The organism is Paenibacillus sp. fava2 (assembly GCF_058313675.1).
Map to the genome: position 1 here is coordinate 2,944,040 of NZ_CM177755.1, position 16,422 is coordinate 2,960,461.

12 protein-coding genes are annotated in these 16,422 nt (G+C 49.4%); 11 read left to right on the plus strand and 1 reads right to left on the minus strand.

The window, feature by feature from the left end; translation table 11 throughout:
• Positions 1-29: 29 nt before the first annotated feature.
• The 5 genes from AC4G46_RS12440 (at position 30) to AC4G46_RS12460 (ending at position 8,462) form a co-directional block, all read left to right on the plus strand.
• Complete coding sequence (locus AC4G46_RS12440; protein ID WP_491128196.1) at positions 30-1,256, plus strand: MFS transporter; 1,227 nt, start codon at positions 30-32, stop codon at positions 1,254-1,256.
• A gap of 1 nt (position 1,257) precedes the next feature.
• Positions 1,258-2,568, plus strand: coding sequence for an alkaline phosphatase family protein (locus tag AC4G46_RS12445; RefSeq protein WP_491128197.1), 1,311 nt, complete (start codon positions 1,258-1,260; stop codon positions 2,566-2,568).
• 299 nt (positions 2,569-2,867) lie between these two features.
• Positions 2,868-4,931, plus strand: coding sequence for a beta-galactosidase (locus AC4G46_RS12450; protein WP_491128198.1), 2,064 nt, complete (start codon positions 2,868-2,870; stop codon positions 4,929-4,931).
• Positions 4,932-5,310: 379 nt separating this feature from the next.
• Positions 5,311-7,161, plus strand: coding sequence for a sensor histidine kinase (locus tag AC4G46_RS12455; protein ID WP_491128199.1), 1,851 nt, complete (start codon positions 5,311-5,313; stop codon positions 7,159-7,161).
• The gene (locus AC4G46_RS12460) at positions 7,158-8,462 is read left to right on the plus strand and encodes an ABC transporter substrate-binding protein (RefSeq protein ID WP_491128200.1); all 1,305 of its coding nucleotides are present in this window, start codon (positions 7,158-7,160) and stop codon (positions 8,460-8,462) included. Before AC4G46_RS12455 ends, AC4G46_RS12460 begins: the two co-directional genes overlap by 4 nt.
• 106 nt (positions 8,463-8,568) lie before the next feature.
• On the opposite strand, the gene AC4G46_RS12465 is transcribed toward AC4G46_RS12460, so the two are convergent.
• The gene (locus AC4G46_RS12465) at positions 8,569-9,741 is read right to left on the minus strand and encodes a glycoside hydrolase family 130 protein (RefSeq protein ID WP_491128201.1); all 1,173 of its coding nucleotides are present in this window, start codon (positions 9,739-9,741) and stop codon (positions 8,569-8,571) included.
• 261 nt (positions 9,742-10,002) lie between these two features.
• Here AC4G46_RS12465 and AC4G46_RS12470 point away from each other — a divergent pair, with 261 nt between their 5' ends.
• The 6 genes from AC4G46_RS12470 (at position 10,003) to AC4G46_RS12495 (ending at position 16,365) form a co-directional block, all read left to right on the plus strand.
• On the plus strand, positions 10,003-10,770 hold the full coding sequence (locus AC4G46_RS12470) for a response regulator transcription factor (RefSeq protein WP_491128202.1): 768 nt from the start codon (positions 10,003-10,005) through the stop codon (positions 10,768-10,770).
• A 311-nt stretch (positions 10,771-11,081) separates the two neighbouring features.
• Positions 11,082-12,452 (plus strand): ABC transporter substrate-binding protein, encoded by a 1,371-nt coding sequence (locus AC4G46_RS12475; protein ID WP_491128203.1) that lies wholly within the window; start codon positions 11,082-11,084, stop codon positions 12,450-12,452.
• Positions 12,453-12,599: 147 nt separating this feature from the next.
• A complete protein-coding gene (locus tag AC4G46_RS12480) occupies positions 12,600-13,481 on the plus strand; it encodes a carbohydrate ABC transporter permease (protein ID WP_491128204.1) in 882 nt (293 codons plus the stop codon).
• Positions 13,482-13,484: 3 nt separating this feature from the next.
• On the plus strand, positions 13,485-14,318 hold the full coding sequence (locus AC4G46_RS12485) for a carbohydrate ABC transporter permease (protein ID WP_491128205.1): 834 nt from the start codon (positions 13,485-13,487) through the stop codon (positions 14,316-14,318).
• 41 nt (positions 14,319-14,359) lie between these two features.
• Positions 14,360-15,382: a glycoside hydrolase family 130 protein gene (locus tag AC4G46_RS12490; protein WP_491128206.1), complete on the plus strand. Its 1,023-nt coding sequence runs from the start codon at positions 14,360-14,362 to the stop codon at positions 15,380-15,382.
• Positions 15,383-15,405: 23 nt separating this feature from the next.
• Positions 15,406-16,365: an acetylxylan esterase gene (locus AC4G46_RS12495; RefSeq protein WP_491128207.1), complete on the plus strand. Its 960-nt coding sequence runs from the start codon at positions 15,406-15,408 to the stop codon at positions 16,363-16,365.
• The last annotated feature ends 57 nt before the right edge of the window (positions 16,366-16,422 follow it).

Genomic DNA, 16,422 nt, shown 5'->3' on the forward strand with positions numbered 1-16,422 from the left:
ACATTCGGTTATAAAGAGGAGAAGATCAGATGAAGCTGAGCAAAGAGGAGAAATCATGGATTCTGTATGACTGCGGCAATTCGGCGTATTCGATGGCGGTGACGACGGCGCTGCTGCCGATCGTGTTCGGCATGTTCAAGGGTGTGGACAGCAGCATGGACTTGGGCTACTTCAATTCCATCGCCAGTATACTGGTGGCCGTACTCAGCCCGATCCTGGGCACGATAGCCGACTACAAGGACCGGAAGAAGCGCTTTTTTATGTTTTTCGCGGCGTTAGGGATCCTGGCTACGGCTTCATTGGCGTTCGTCTCACCGGACAGCGGGCAGTGGCAGCTGCTGGTTGCTTTTTACATCCTGTCAGCGATCGGGTTCGCCGGGGCCAATATTTTCTATGACTCCTTCCTGGTGGATGTTGCTACGGATGAGCGGATGGACAAGGTGTCAACGAGAGGGTTTGCGTTCGGATATATTTTTAGCGTAATACCGTTCGGAATCAGTCTGCTGCTGATTTTTGTCCTGGGGATGGATAAGGCCATCGGCTACCAGATCGGGTTCATCATTACGGCGCTTTGGTGGGGACTGCTGACGGTACCGATGATCCGGGATGTGAAGCAGAAATATTACATTGAACCGGAGCCGAAGCCTGTTGCCAAAAGCTTTAAACGCTTAGCCGTTACCTTCGCTAACATCCGCCAGCACAAAATCGTGTTCGTGTTCCTGCTTGCCTATTTCTTCTATATAGACGGAGTCGATACGATTATCAAGATGGTAGTGCCGTATGCAACCTCCGTGCTTGGGGCCGACGCCATGGACACCTTTACGCTGCTGGGGATTCTGCTCGTCATTCAGATTATTGCTTTTCCGTGTGCGATTCTTTACGGTAACCTGGCCAAAAAATACTCCGCGCGTACGATGATCATCGCCGGTATTTTTACATATATCATCTCCTGTATTGCAGCTTTCTTTATTTCGTCCGTGTGGCATATCTTTGTTCTGGGGGCGCTGATCGGTTCTGCCCAGGGAGGGATTCAGGCACTCAGCCGGTCCTATTTCGCCAAAATCATTCCTAAGGAGAACTCCAATGAGTTCTTCGGCTTTTACAATATTTTCGGAAAATTCGCCGCGATCCTCGGGCCTGCCCTGATGGCTTTGACCACTACGTTGACGGGCAACGCCAGCTACAGCATATTGTCGATTATCCCGCTGTTTCTGATCGGATTCTTTATCTTTATCACATTGCCTAAGGGGAACTAATATGGAACCGAACACGGCGCTTACGCCAAAAGCGAAGCATCTGATCGTCATCTCCTACGATGCCTTTTCGGAGGACAACTGGGAGCTGGCGAGCCGTCAGCCTAATCTGGCTAAATTAATGAAGAGCGGTGCTTACAGCAACCGGCTCCGCAGCGTATATCCGACGCTAACCTATGTCGTTCATACCACTACAGCTACCGGAGTTTATCCGGCCAGGCACGGGATTCATCATAACAATCCGCTGCAGCCGTTCGTCCCGGAGGAGGATCAGCACTGGTTCTGGTTCCGCGAGGCGATCAAGGCTCCGACGATTTATGATGCTGTGCGGAAGGCCGGGATGAGCACGGCAGGGATACTCTGGCCGGTGTCCGGCAAGTCATCCATTCAATATAATATCCCGGAGATCAAAGCCTTGAAGGGGGAGAATCAGGCGCTTAAGGTGCTCCGCAGCGGCAGCCCGTTATTCTGCATTCAGATGGAGCTGAGGCACGGAAAGATCAGGCAGGGGATAGAGCAGCCTTATCTGGATGATTTCACCGCCAAGTGTGCCGCGGATTCGATCAGGCGCCGGAAGCCGAACCTGCTGATGCTGCATCTGATCGATCTCGATGATGCCAAACACCAGTACGGAACTGACAGCGAGGAAGTGAATCAGGTTATCCTGCGGATGGACAACAGGCTGGGCGAGATTATGCAGGCTGTCGAGGATGCCGGGATCAAGGACGATACGGTGATTATGGTGCTCGGGGATCACGGCCAGTTCAATGTGCGGTACAAGGTGCATTTGAACAAGCTTTTGCAGGACAAGGGCCTGATCTATGAAGAGAACGGCGACAGGAAATGGCGCGCATACTTCCAGTGCGGCGGCGGCTCGGCCTACCTGCATATACGGCCGGGGGATGCTGAGGCGGAGCGGCTGGCCCTTGAAGCGGTAAAAGAGTATATGGAGGATGCTGCGTCAGGCGTTGAAGAGGTGTATACGAGAGATAAGCTGGACTCGCTGCATGCCAGTCACGCTGCCAATATCATGCTGGAGGCCAGGAAGGGCTATAGCTTCGACGAAAGCCTGGATGAACCGCTGGTTGTTGATCTGGAGGCACACGGCATCCGTTATGCCACCCATGGCTATTCGCCCGATAAAAGCGGCTATCGCTGCAACATCGTCGTCTCCGGCAGGCAGATCAGGCAGGACTATGCCTTTGGGGAGCTGGAGATGGTTGACATCGCGCCGACAATGGGCCGGATTCTGGGTGTTGCGTTTTCTCACGGCGACGGAAGAGTGCTGGAGGAGATTTTTACGGAAGCGGAATAAGGAGCAGAATAGGCCTGACGGGATTTTGCCGGCGGGCTGTTTTTGTGCAGAGTGCAGCTGATTTTTACATACGCCCTTACCGGAAATGTTCATTCTATACTAGTTTTTAAGTCTTATAATCCTAACAGCCCCGTTATCCTCTGCGTTACAATGGCAATGTAGCCAAGAGGGCTCCAGGAAGAGACAGATACGTAAGAATATAATCCATGCTTAGCCGAAGATGATCGATTGGCTTGTTCGCAGGCCTGCGTTACATTAGGGTTATCTTTGATGGGAAGCTACAGAGAGGGAGATTACAAGTGTATACATTTAAAAACTACAAGCAGCCTGAAATCCTCCGCAATCATTTAAAGCTTGGAGGAGATAACCCGGCTGGAGAGACAATCGATGTAACGAGTTTATATATTACCCGGGACGGCAAGCCGATCATTCCGGTAACAGGTGAATTCCATTATTCCAGATGTGCCAGAGAAGACTGGTATGATGAGCTGTGCAAAATGAAAGCAGGCGGTATAACACTTGTATCTACGTATGTGTTCTGGATTTACCATGAGGAGATTGAGGGTGTATTCGACTTCTCCGGCGACAATGATCTGCGTGCTTTTATACTGGAGTGCCAGAAGGCAGGCCTGGAAGTTGTCCTGCGGATCGGTCCCTGGGCGCATGGCGAATGCAGAAACGGCGGATATCCGGATTGGCTGCTTGCGAAGCCGTTCAAGCTGCGCGAGAATAATCCGCAATACCTGGAGAAGGTAACGATTCTGTATGAGAAGATCGCCGAGCAGGTGGAAGGGCTCTTTTATAAGGATGGGGGGAATATCATTGCCGTCCAGTTAGAGAACGAGCTGACGAATGATGCCGAACATCTGGCTAAACTGAAAGAGCTGGCCATAGCGTGTGGGATGATTGCCCCTCTTTATACGGTAACGGGCTGGAATGCAGTCTCCGGTGCCAAGATTCCTGTAGACGAAGTGGTTCCTGTATTCGGGGGCTACTGTGAAGCTCCATGGGAAGAACATATGAATCCGCTTCCGCCGTCACCTCATTACTTCTTTACCGGTATGCGTAATGATACAGGCATCGGAGCAGATCTCCTTCCCCGGGGCAGCGAAGAAGACGGCGAATGGCAGCTGCCGTACGAGCGTTATCCTTTTGCAACCTGTGAGCTCGGCGGAGGCCTGCAGGTAACCCATCACCGCAGACCGATTATCCGCGAGATGGATATCTACGCCATTTCCCTTGTGAAGCTTGGTGACGGCAACAACCTGATCGGGTATTACATGTATCACGGCGGGACGAATCAGATCGGCAAGCTGTCTACGTTCCAGGAGTCGAAGGCAACGGGGTATCCGAACGATTATCCGATCCTGTCCTATGATTTTCAGACGGCTCTCTCCGAATATGGCGAGGTGCGCGGGCAGTACCGGCTGCTGAATCTGCTGCATCTGTTTGTGCAGGAATGGGACCAGACCTTGGCGCCTATGACCAGGGTAGAGGCCGAGCAAACGGTGAAACGGGATGATACAGCTTCCTTGCGGTATGTGATGCGTACAGATGGTACAAGCGGCTTTGTTTTTATTAACCATTACCAGCGGCTGTCGCAGCTTGAAGATGTCCGGGGAGCGGTCATTGATACAGGAACCGTCACCTTCCCGCCGATTGATGTTATCGGTGATGTCAGCTTCTTTATGCCGTTCAAGATGGAGCTGTCAGGCAATATCCTGAAGTATGCGACAGCCCAGCCGCTGTGCAGACAAGGCGATAGCTATTTCTTTGTGCAGATTCCGGGTATTGCTGCGGAATATGAGTTTGAGAATGGTCAGAGGTTCACGCCTGAAGCAGGACTCGCATCCGGATTCCAGGTGAACGGCATTACCGTAGTTACGCTCACTTGGGAACAGGCGAAATATTTGCGCAAACTGGATGGAGAAGTATTTGTAGGCGAGGAGAGCGATCTGTACAAGGCTGACGGCGAAATCAGATCCGCTGCCGAAGGTAGTTTCGGGTATTGGCACTGGAACGGCGGGAGCTTTGAATATCATAAGGCCGAGAAGCCTTATACTGAACCTGCGATCACACTCGAACCTGTGGAGCATGCTCCTTTTGATCCTAAGTACGCAGAGGAGCTGCATATCGGCGGGGAGCGCAAGATCACCTGGCAGAAAATAAAGGTTACAGGCTCCCAAGGCTTCGTAAACCTTGATTATTACGGTGATACTGCACAGATCTATGCGGATGGAGAATTAGTGGCGGACAGCTACTATTACGGAGAAGCCTGGAGGGTTCCGGCAAATCTGCTGGAGGGGAAAGAGTGTTACCTTGCAGTATCGGAAATGCGGAATGATTTTTACAGAGAATTTTAAAGGATTAAGGGCAAATTGAAAAAGTGAGAAATGCAGTAAAAACCAAAATCATAAAAAGCCGCAAAATTTGCGGCTTTAAGCAGAGCAGCGATTTTCCCGCTACCGGGAGTCGCTGTTTTGCATTTGTGTCTACTTTCAAAATACAAATAGAGCACTAGAAATGTAAACACAGCCCCTGTTTCTGTGAAAAACGAACTGTTATGATAATAATTAAATCGCTTACATTAGTGAACCATAATGCCCTTTCACTCCTCCGTGAGAAATGAAAGGGCATTTAATGTTACTATGATTATACTCAATCAGTATGTAGCCAAGAAGGGGAAGACTAATGAAGGAACAAGGCAAATTCAACGGGTGGCCCTTTATTGGAGACATGAGCATGGAACGCAAACTGCTGCTGGTCTTCCTGGTTATTGTTACACTGCCGCTTTCCATTATCGGCATAATCAGTTATAAGAGCTATTCCGAGTCGATTGAAGCCAATACCGTTGCTTATTCAGAGAAGCTGATTGATCAAATGATGGACGGGATCGACGACTACATAGAAGATATGAAACGGATTTCTTCCATGCCCGCTTATGTGAACGAGATCAAGCAAAATCTGATAGCCTCCAACCGCTATCATGAACAGAACAGCGGGGTTGTAGGCGACACGGGCGGCAGGACCGTTGCACCGGGAGACTTTGACCTGCTGTTGTCCATCCAGCGTGGGATTGAAGGCAATATCTCTTTTATCAACAATATTAAACGGGGTACGAACTCGGTCTATATTTTTGACGCATATGGAAACGGCTATTATTCTGCCAAAGACGGCGGAGTCCGGCTGGATCTGGATCAGAGCTACAAATTCTGGAGCCGGCAGGCGAGGGATTCCAGTGGTGAAGCTTTGCTTTTTGGCACCCAGGCCTATACTACTAACCTTCAGAGTACACGATATGCCTATACTGTAGTCCGGAAAATTGTTGACGGTCTCTGGAATCCTATCGGGCTGATTGCGGTAGAGGCTAATATAAGCAATATGGAGACCCAGGTAGCTGAACTGGACAAAGTAACCCGGGGGAAATCCCTGATCGTGGATCAGGACGGTAAAGTCGTTTATGACAGTGACCAGAAGCTGCTGACGATGGATATTTCGCAAACTATGCTGTTCCGGAATGCTCAGGGAGCGGCCGGGAGCTTTTATGATACAGTGTCAGGCAAGCAGCGGCTTAATATCTATTCCAGTTCGGCCAAGACCAATTGGAAGGTGATTATTTCTATTCCTGTCGATGAGCTGACCCGTGATGTCAAGCTGACCCGCAATGCAACCTTGCTGGCTACCTTGATTATTATTGTCGTGGCGTTAATTATTTCTATTGTGCTGTCCTTCGCACTCACTAAACCGCTGAAGCAAATGATCCAGCTGATGAAGAGGGTCCAGAACGGGGATCTTGATGTAAACTTTCTTGTGAAGCGGCGGGACGAGATCGGGCTGCTGGGTCATCAGTTTAACCGGATGCTCGCCCGCATCAGGGAGCTGATTCAGGATATTTACCGGATTGAGGAGCAAAAGAAAGAGGCGGAGCTTCATGCCCTACAGAGCCAGATTAACCCGCATTTCATTTATAACACATTGGAATCCATACGGATGACGGCGGAAATTAACGATGATGTGGAAGCGGCCGATATGATTTCGATTCTGGGCAAGTTGCTGCGTTACAGCACAGGCGAATTAACCGGGCAAACAACAATGAAGCAGGAGCTTTTGTATGTCCGCAACTATGTGGAGCTGTTAAACTGCCGTTATCCCGGAAGATTTGTGCTGCAGATTGATGTTCCTGAAGAATTAAATGATTACAACATTATCAAGCTGGTGTTCCAGCCGATCATAGAGAATGCCGCCTATCACGGACTGGATGACAGCAAGGAGCACATGCATATCAGCATCAGATGTGAATTCACAGCACATAAACTGCTGTTCCATATCCGCGATGACGGCTGTGGAATGGATCAGCAGACCCTGGATAAGCTGAAAGATGATTTGAAGCGGGAGACCCCTCACAAGAAGAGCATTAACGGCGGAATCGGCATGAAAAATGTTCATCAGCGGGTGCAGCTTAACTACGGTGCAGCTTATGGTATTGAGCTGTTTAGTAAGCAAGGGGAGGGAACGGATGTAATCCTCTCACTGCCGCTTCCCTTGTACCGCAAAGAAAGCATATCAGATACAGAAGGAGGCGATCAGGATTGAAGAAGGCTAGAGGGCATTGGCCGCTGCATACCGTGCTGCTTCTCCTTATCCTATTCTCCGCGGGATGTTACAAAACGGGCAGTAAACAGGCAATCCCGGCTGCACCAGCTGCAGATCATGAACAGGCAAGCCTGTCCGGCAGCATTCTTATGCTAACAAACCGGATTGACCTGATAGAGAATGGCACGATGCAGGGTTACGCCGACCAGTTTAAAAGGAAATACCCCGGGGCTAGTGTGGAGTTTGAAGGGTTATCCAACTATGCTACAGATATTATGGTCCGGCTGTCCACTAAGGATGCCGGGGATGTGCTGCTGCTGCCGGTTAATCTGCCTGCGAAGGAGCTGAGCTATTTTTTTGAACCCATGAGTACAGAGATGTCCGCCGATGAGAGGTTCAAAAGCTTTGCCGCATTTGACGGTAAGCGGTATGGTTTGTCTACCGGAACAACTACAAGCGGGATCATCTACAATAAGAAGGCGTTTGAACAGGCGGGCATCACGGAAATTCCGCAGACTCTGGATGATTTCTACGCAATCTGTGCCCAACTGAAACAGGCTGGCATTATACCGCTGTACATGAATTATGGCGCGGTCTGGCCGCTCCGGGAATGGGGCAATAATATGGTCAACTATATGACCGGTGATCCAGAATATCTGAATGAAATGGTTCATACCAACAATCCCTGGCAGACCGATAACGAATGGGGGCGCTCGCTCGGTATCGCCCGGACACTGGTTGCCAGGGGATATGTGGAGGATGAGCTGTTCTCGAACAACTGGGAGGTTTCCAAAACCAGGCTGGCCAAGGGGGAAGCCGGGATGTACCTGAGCGGGAACTGGACGATCCGCCAGGTGCTTGATGCCGGGGCTGCTTCGGAGGATATCGGTTTTTTCCCGTTTCCTTATGATAACGGCCAGACACACTATGCCCCGCTGAATCCCGACTGGTTTATAGGTGTCAGCAAATTCAGTAAAAATAAGGAGCTGTCGATGGCCTGGGTGAACTTTCTGGTGAAGGAAACGGCTTATACTGCAGAGAGCTTTCTTCCGGTAGACGGTTCATCAGAGCCTTCTATGCAACAGTATTCAGAATTTAATGCTTATCATCCTGAGCTGGTGGAAGCAGTGGTACAGACAGACGCATTTATTGATATGGCTAACCGCTCGAAGCTTTCTTTTGCGACCGGGGACTACATTCAGGAGCTGATTGCCGCACCGGATCTGCAGAAATCCTTTGATGAGCTTAATGAAAGATGGAAGGAAGCCCGTGAAGGGCAACCCGCTTCCTTTCAGCCTTAAACGGTGCAGCGGTTAAACCAAAAAAGGCCATTGAGCCCAAAAAGCGGCCCCGGACAGAAGGATAATTCTGCCGGGGCCGTCTTTGTGGATGCTCATAGGTTACAGATTACTGCTGCAGATTACGGTCTATCAGCTCAATGCGCTGCTGAACGCAGGCATAAGAGCGGAGCGGGTCTTCCGGGGTATTCAGCACATAATCCAGCATCTGGTCTACTGTGGTGGTAGCGACATGTATGCGGGTATCCGAAGAAGCGTAATAGATATAAATCTCTCCATTGTCGCGGGCAATAACACCGTTACAGAACACTACATTCGATACATCTCCGACACGTTCTTCGCCGTCAGGGGCGATGAAATGGCCGCCGGGTGTATGGGTAACCTTGTTAGGCTGCTCCAGATCGGACAGGAAGGCGTAGAGCACGTAACGCAGACCGGCGGCTGTGTTGCGCACGCCATGAGCAATGTGGAGCCAGCCGCGGGCCGTCTTGATCGGAGCCGGACCTTGTCCGTTCTTTACTTCCTTGATTGTATGATAGTAGCGCTGATCCATGATTGTTTCGCTGGTGATGACAGCATTCTCGATGGTGTCAGACAGGCCCCAGCCGATACCGCCGCCGGAGCCTGCGTCAATGAAGCCGTCCTGAGGGCGGGTGTAGAAGGCATATTTACCCTCGACGAATTCAGGGTGCAGGACAACATTGCGCTGCTGGGCAGAGCCGGTCTTAAGATCGGGCAGCCGTTCCCAGGTCTTGAGATCCTTGGTGCGGGTGATGCCGCACTGGGCTACAGCACTGGACAGGTCGCCGTGTGCAGCTTCCGGGTCTTTGCGTTCAGTACAGAACAGCCCGTAGATCCAGCCGTCGGCGTGTTTGACCAGACGCATATCATAGACGTTGGTATCGGGAATTTCGGTCTCAGGCAGGACAACCGGGTGATCCCAGAAGCGGAAGCCGTCTACCCCGCTGCTGCTCTCAGCCACAGCAAAGAAGGACTTGCGGTCGTTGCCTTCCACACGGGCTACTATGTAGAATTTGCCGTCCAGTTCAATCGCACCCGGATTGAACACACCGTTCACACCGATTCTCTCGGCGAAATATGGATTGGTCTCAGGATTAAAATCATAACGCCAGAGTAATGGTGCATGCTCTGCGGTCAGCAGCGGATATTGATAACGGTCATAGATCCCGTTGCCGAAAGGCAGCTTCTCATTTTTGCGGGCAATCAGTGCCTCGTAACGTCCGGTTAACAGGGCTTTGCGCTCCTCGAATACTGTTGTCATTACACTGTCTCCTTTTCTCACTCTGCAAGATAACAAATAACAGAATAGCAAAGTTATTGATAAAATGTTATGTTAGCGATAACAAAACACAATTAAGTTATAACGGTTTTTATGCCGGATTACAAGAGGCGAATATGTAAGGTAAAGACAAGACTATAAAAGTGCTATACAACACATTTTATATTGAAGACAACAGGCCTATAATTAAAATGGCAGCGCCATCATTTTGCGCATGTAAAACAACCGGAGGCGATTTTCTAAGTGATCAGAATCATGATTGCGGATGATGAGGAAGTGATCCGCCGCGGGCTTGAGAAAATTACTTCCAGAATGGATTTGGAAGTAGAGGTTATCGGTTCGCACGGCAATGGCATGGAAGCATGGAACCAGCTTTCGACTATAACAGCGGAGGACATTGATCTGCTGATTACGGATATCAAGATGCCCCGGATGGACGGCTTTATGCTGATTGAAAAGGCCAGAGGCTGGATGAAGGATTTGCCGATTGCGGTGCTGAGCGGTTTTAGTGATTTTGACTATGCCCGGCGGGCGATACGTTTTGGCGTGCTGGATTATTTGCTTAAGCCGATAGAAAAAGCACAGCTGTATGAACTGCTGAAGCGGGTGGAGGAGAATAAACAAACTAACTTAACCGAACTGCAGCAGCCGGCAGCCCAGACTTCCGAAGGCGGAGAACATTATGTAGTCGAGCAGGCCAAAGCTATTCTTGAAAAGGAATACGGACATATCTTTGAGCTTGAGCGTCTGGCAGAGACAGTCGGGATGAATGCCAGTTATCTTAGCCGACTGTTTAAATATAAGACAGGTCAGACGATTACAGATTATCTGATCGGCATACGGATTGCCAAAGCCAAAGAACTGCTGATCAGCCAGCCTGATCTCAAAAATTACGAGATTGCCGAAAAGGTCGGCTACAGTGATCCGGTATATTTCAACAAGCTGTTCAAGAAAATATGCGGTGTGACGCCAAAGGATTATAAAAGCGGCTGCAGGAATCCTAGAGTTTAGGCTTCTGAAGCCGGAACAGAATAGGGAAAGCTATCACCAGAGGGCGGACAGCCCTCTTTTTCTATTTTATTTGCATAAAAAGTACTAATAACAAAAACAAAAATAACAAATAGAAGACCAGAAAAAACAATTCAAACCATCGTTTTCGAGCTTTTTACGTTTTATAATGTGTTTGTAAGCGATAACAACACGCTTTCAAAGGATGGACAAGCATTTATGATCCTTTTATGACTGTTGGTTGCTTGTTGTTTGTCATTAAAAAGTTATTATTTTGTTATTATGATGTTTGAATGGAGAGAGGGGTTTTAACAATGAAAAAAACAAAAGCGATTACCGGTTTAGCAGCGTTGACACTGATGGCAGGCTTATTCGCAGGCTGTTCATCGAACAATAATGCAGATAATGCTGCAGCAACCAATGCCGGAAATAATGGGGCCGGTACGGCAGCAACGGCAGCTCCCGAAGGAGATGGGGCAAAGGATATTAAAGGTGATATCACCGTAATTACGCAAAGAACAGACATTGTTGATACCGTATTCAAAGATTACGCAGCTAAATTTAATGAGAAATATCCGGATGTCAAAGTGAACTTTGAAGCGCTCTCCACTTACGAGGACCAGATCAAGATCCGTATGAGTACAGATGATTACGGTGATGTGCTTCTGCTGCCGACAAGTGTGGCCATCAAGGACCTTCCGGATTTCTTCGAACCGCTGGGCAAAAAGGCTGATCTTGAGCAGCAATACACGGGTCTAGAGGAACGTACAGTGGACGGGATTTCCTACGGTATTCCAATTACTGTTAACTTTTCGGGGATTATCTATAACAAACAGGTATTTAAAGATGCAGGCATCACTGAGGTTCCAAGAACGATTGATCAGTTCATGACCGCACTGCAGAGTATCAAAGACAAAACGGATGCTGTTCCGCTGTATACCAATTACGCAGCAGGCTGGACGCTGACCCAGTGGGAAGCCGTTCTGGCGACGGTTGCCGGCAACCGCGACTATGTAAATATTGCTCAGGTCGCTACAGATGATAACTTTGTGCAGGGACAGCCTCACTATGATTTGTACAAGGTAATGTATGATGCTGCCAAAAATGGCCTAATTGAAGAAGACCCGACAACTACCGACTGGGAATCCTCCAAGGCTGACCTGGCCAACGGTAAAATCGGAACAATGGTACTCGGCTCATGGGCGATTGGCCAGGTTATGGGCTTAGCCACCAATCCTGATGATGTGGGCTTCATGCCGTTCCCTACCAATGCAGAGAAGGTTCTTGTCCCTCTGGCTGACGATTATAACCTCGGCATCAGTATCCACAGTAAAAACAAAGAGGCAGCCAGAGCATGGGTTGACTGGTTCATTAATGAATCCGGCTATCCGACAACTGAAGGCGGCGGCATGAGTCCTGTTAAAGGCGCCGAGCTTCCGGAAATTCTGAAGCAATTTGAAGGTACAGAGGTTACCTTTGATACCCTTACCCCTGCCAAAGAGGGTGAAGAAGGCTGGGTGGATGCGATTGACAAGGAAGCTGAAATCGGGCTTTGGCAGCCTGACTTCAAGAAAGTCATTATTGAAGCAGCAATCGGCAACCGCAAAGATTCCTATGATGACATCATGAAGGATCTGAACGACAAATGGAAAGCGGCAAGAGCGAAAGTTACAGCTGCCCAATAAATACCGGAATAGAAGCTGAAATTCATTAACGCAGGAGTGAAGACAGAGTCAAGAGATCGGGGGGATGCGCCTGGCGCATTTTCCCCTTCACTTTTGCCGTGTTTGTGAGGATCTGGAGTTAGTAGCATCTGTTTGTTCCTGGGAGGTGTGGAGAGAGTGTCCAACTTAAGTTATAAAAATCAGCGTATTTTAATTATTTTTTTATTCTCGCTAGTTCCGGTTGTCCTGCTGTTAACATTCTCATATCTGCCTGTATTTAAAATGTTCCAATACAGCTTCACAAGCTGGGACGGCTTCAGCAAAAACATGGAGTACGTCGGGTTCGACAACTATAAGACGATTTTTACGAGACCGGAGTATTTTGCCGTATTTAAAGTCAGTCTGTATTACTTCTTTGCTACATTTGTGCAGATGGGGCTGGCGCTCTATTTTGCGACTATTCTGAGCTTTAACGTCAGATTGAAGAACTGGTTCAAAGGCATTTTGTTCTTTCCTACATTGCTTAACGGTGTGGCCATCGGCTTTATCTTCCTGTTCTTCTTCAAGCCGGAAGGGACCCTGAACACGCTGCTCGATCTGGCAGGCCTCGGGGCCTGGCAGCAGAAGTGGCTGCTGAATCCGCATTTGATTAACATTTCACTTGCGTTTGCATCGGTGTGGAGATACATGGGGATGAACTTTATCATTTTCCTGGGGGCCATTTCATCCATCGGCAGCGATATTTATGAAGCTTCGGAGATTGACGGCGCCAACCGCTGGCACCAGTTCAGACATATTATTCTGCCTAGCATCAAGCGAATTCTGCAGCTCAATCTGATCTTAGCGGTAAGCGGAGCGATCGGCGTATTTGAAATTCCTTACGTCATGACCGGCGGTTCCAACGGCAGCAGTACCTTTGTCATTCAGACCGTCGATGTGGCCTTTAAATACAGCAAGCTGGGTCTTGCTTCGGCAATGGCAGTGGTTCTGCTGGGTATTGTTATCATCGTAACTATTTTGCAGCGTGTTCTGATAAAGGAGGAGAAGTAAGAGATGCATACCCTTAAATACAGCGCAGCCTCCTTCTTTAAATATCTTACTTTGGTTTTTGGAGCTCTTGCCGCCCTTATACCCATTATTGTGGTCTTTTTCGCTTCACTCAAAACGAATGCCGAATACGCCAATACCGGTCCGCTTACTTTGCCGGAGAACTGGCTTAATTTCAGCAATTACACCAAGGCTTTTGTTGACGGCAACATGCTGCTGGGCTTCATGAATACCATCATTATCGTGCTGATCTCTATTGCAGGAGCAACATTGACCGGATCGATGATGGCCTACATTCTGGCCCGCTTCAAGTTCAAAGGCAGCAAGCTGCTGATGGGCGCTTTTCTGCTGGCTACCCTGATTCCGGGAGTAACGACACAGGTCGCCACCTTTCAGATCATTAACTCGCTCGATTTGTTTAATACACGCTGGGCGCCGATCCTGATGTACCTGGGGACGGACATTATAGCAGTTTATATTTTCATGCAGTTCCTGGACTCGATCTCCGAGTCGCTGGATGAATCAGCAATGCTCGACGGTGCCTCATACTGGACGATCTACTGGAGAATTATTCTGCCGCTGCTGAGTCCTGCCATTGTTACGGTCATCATTGTGAAGGGGGTCAACATCTATAACGACTTCTATACCCCTTTTCTGTATATGCCAAAAAGCAGCCTCCAGGTTGTCTCCACCGCGCTTTTTAAATTCAAGGGTCCTTACGGCTCACAATGGGAGGTTATCTGTGCGGCGATTATGATTGCCATTATCCCTACGCTGATTGCCTTCATTTCCCTGCAAAAATATATCTACAACGGGTTTGCCCAAGGCTCGGTTAAATAAGGCATGTTTAAGCAGAACCAGATTTGAGAGGAGAAAAAAAGATGAAACAAGTAGAACTGATTGGAAATAGTCTGCCGAATATCCCCTGGCAGGACAGACCTGCCGGCAATGACAATCCGGTGTGGAGACATAATGATAACCCGGTTATCAAACGGAATCCGGCCAAAGGGGTTGCGCGGATTTTTAACAGTGCCGTGATTGCTTACGAAGGCAGCTTCCTCGGCGTGTTCCGTGTAGAGGATAACACGACCCGCCCTCATCTCCGGATGGGGCATAGTGCCGACGGCCTGGACTGGAAGATCGCGGATGAGCCGATTCTGTTCATTGACGAAGCAGGCAACCCGTACGCACCGCGTTATGCTTATGACCCGCGTCTGGTTAAAGTGGAAGATACGTATTATATCATCTGGTGTACCGATTTTTACGGAGCGGCGATCGGGGTAGCCCGGACACAAGACTTTAAAACCTTCGTCAGCCTGGAAAATCCGTTCCTGCCGTTTAACCGCAACGGGGTACTGTTCCCCAAAAAAATTAACGGTAATTTTGTAATGCTGTCCCGTCCGAGTGACAGCGGCCACACACCGTTCGGTGATGTGTTCCTGAGCGAAAGCCCGGACTTTGTCTATTGGGGTAAGCATCGTCATGTCATGACCAAGGGCGGACAAGGCTGGTGGCAGAGCACCAAAATCGGCGGCGGCCCGGCGCCGATTGAGACGAGTGAAGGCTGGCTGATGTTCTATCATGGCGTAACTACAACCTGCAACGGCCTTGTCTACAGCATGGGGGCAGTAATCCTGGATAAGGACGAGCCATCCAGAGTCAAATACCGCTCCAGAAACTTCGTCCTTACACCCGAAGAATGGTATGAGGAGAGAGGCTTTGTTAATAACGTGCTGTTCCCTTGCGCAGCCCTTACCGATGCGGAAACGGGCCGGATCGCCATTTACTATGGGGCTGCAGATACTTATGTAGGCGTAGCCTATACCACTGTTCAGGAAATCGTCAGCTATGTCATTGATACCCATGAAGAAGTCGGTGACGATGCCGGGCTGGGCAAAATCTGAGCCGGACATAAGGAGAAATATCCATGAATGAACGATCTTTGTCCCAATTGCAGGCTTATGAAGGGATCAGCCCGAAGCCGGAAGATTTTGACCGGTACTGGGAGCGCGCTTTAAATGAATTGGATGCCCAGCCTCTCGATTATGAGCTGGTGCCTGCAGCATTTACCAGTCTACTTGCGGAATGCTTTCATCTGTATTTTACCGGTGTAGGCGGAGCCAGAATACACTGTAAATATGTAAGACCGAAGCTGCCGTCCGCCGGAAAAGGACCGGGTGTTGTCATGTTCCACGGCTATGCCTGCGACAGCGGCGACTGGATGGAGAAGGTAGGATATGCGGCGCACGGCATCAGTGTACTGGCTATGGATTGCCGCGGCCAGGGCGGAATGTCCGAGGATAACCTTACGGTTCAGGGTACGACGATCCGCGGTCATATCATTCGCGGAATAGATGATCCTGACCCGGATAACCTGTACTACCGGAATGTATTTCTGGATACAGCCATGGCGGCGCGTATTTTGATGGCCATGCCGGAGGTGGACCCGGAACGCGTCGGTGCGTTCGGACTGTCCCAGGGCGGCGGCCTTACAGTTGCCTGTGCATCGCTGGAGCCCCGGATCAAAATAGCGGTGCCGGTCTATCCGTTTCTCTCCGACTATAAGCGGGCATGGGAAGCAAACATAACCGTGTCCGCCTATGAGGAGCTTAACTATTATTTCCGCTTCTTTGACCCGCATCATCTGCGTGAACAGGACATTTTTAACCGGCTCGGTTACATCGATATTCAAAATCTGGCAGGCCGCATAAAAGGGAAAGTATTATGGGTCACCGGACTGATGGACCCGGTTTGTCCGCCATCGACACAATTTGCCGCATATAACAAGATTACGGCGCCCAAAGAATTATTAGTCTATCACGAATACGGCCATGAGTATCTGCCTTATCTCGCAGACCGGGCTCTGCAAAGCTTTTTGACTCTGTAAGCAAAACCTAGCCCTTCTTCCTGGCCGCGGTGAGCTTTATTATGAGAGAAATGCAGC

Bases quoted from the DNA above. Each gene is read 5' to 3' on its own strand.
- AC4G46_RS12440 (WP_491128196.1), top strand. From the start codon at position 30: ATGAAGCTGAGCAAAGAGGAGAAATCATGGATTCTGTATGACTGCGGC.
- AC4G46_RS12445 (WP_491128197.1), top strand. From the start codon at position 1,258: ATGGAACCGAACACGGCGCTTACGCCAAAAGCGAAGCATCTGATCGTC.
- AC4G46_RS12455 (WP_491128199.1), top strand. From the start codon at position 5,311: ATGGAACGCAAACTGCTGCTGGTCTTCCTGGTTATTGTTACACTGCCG.
- AC4G46_RS12465 (WP_491128201.1), bottom strand. From the start codon at position 9,741: ATGACAACAGTATTCGAGGAGCGCAAAGCCCTGTTAACCGGACGTTAC.
- AC4G46_RS12475 (WP_491128203.1), top strand. From the start codon at position 11,082: ATGAAAAAAACAAAAGCGATTACCGGTTTAGCAGCGTTGACACTGATG.
- AC4G46_RS12485 (WP_491128205.1), top strand. From the start codon at position 13,485: ATGCATACCCTTAAATACAGCGCAGCCTCCTTCTTTAAATATCTTACT.
- AC4G46_RS12490 (WP_491128206.1), top strand. From the start codon at position 14,360: ATGAAACAAGTAGAACTGATTGGAAATAGTCTGCCGAATATCCCCTGG.
- AC4G46_RS12495 (WP_491128207.1), top strand. From the start codon at position 15,406: ATGAATGAACGATCTTTGTCCCAATTGCAGGCTTATGAAGGGATCAGC.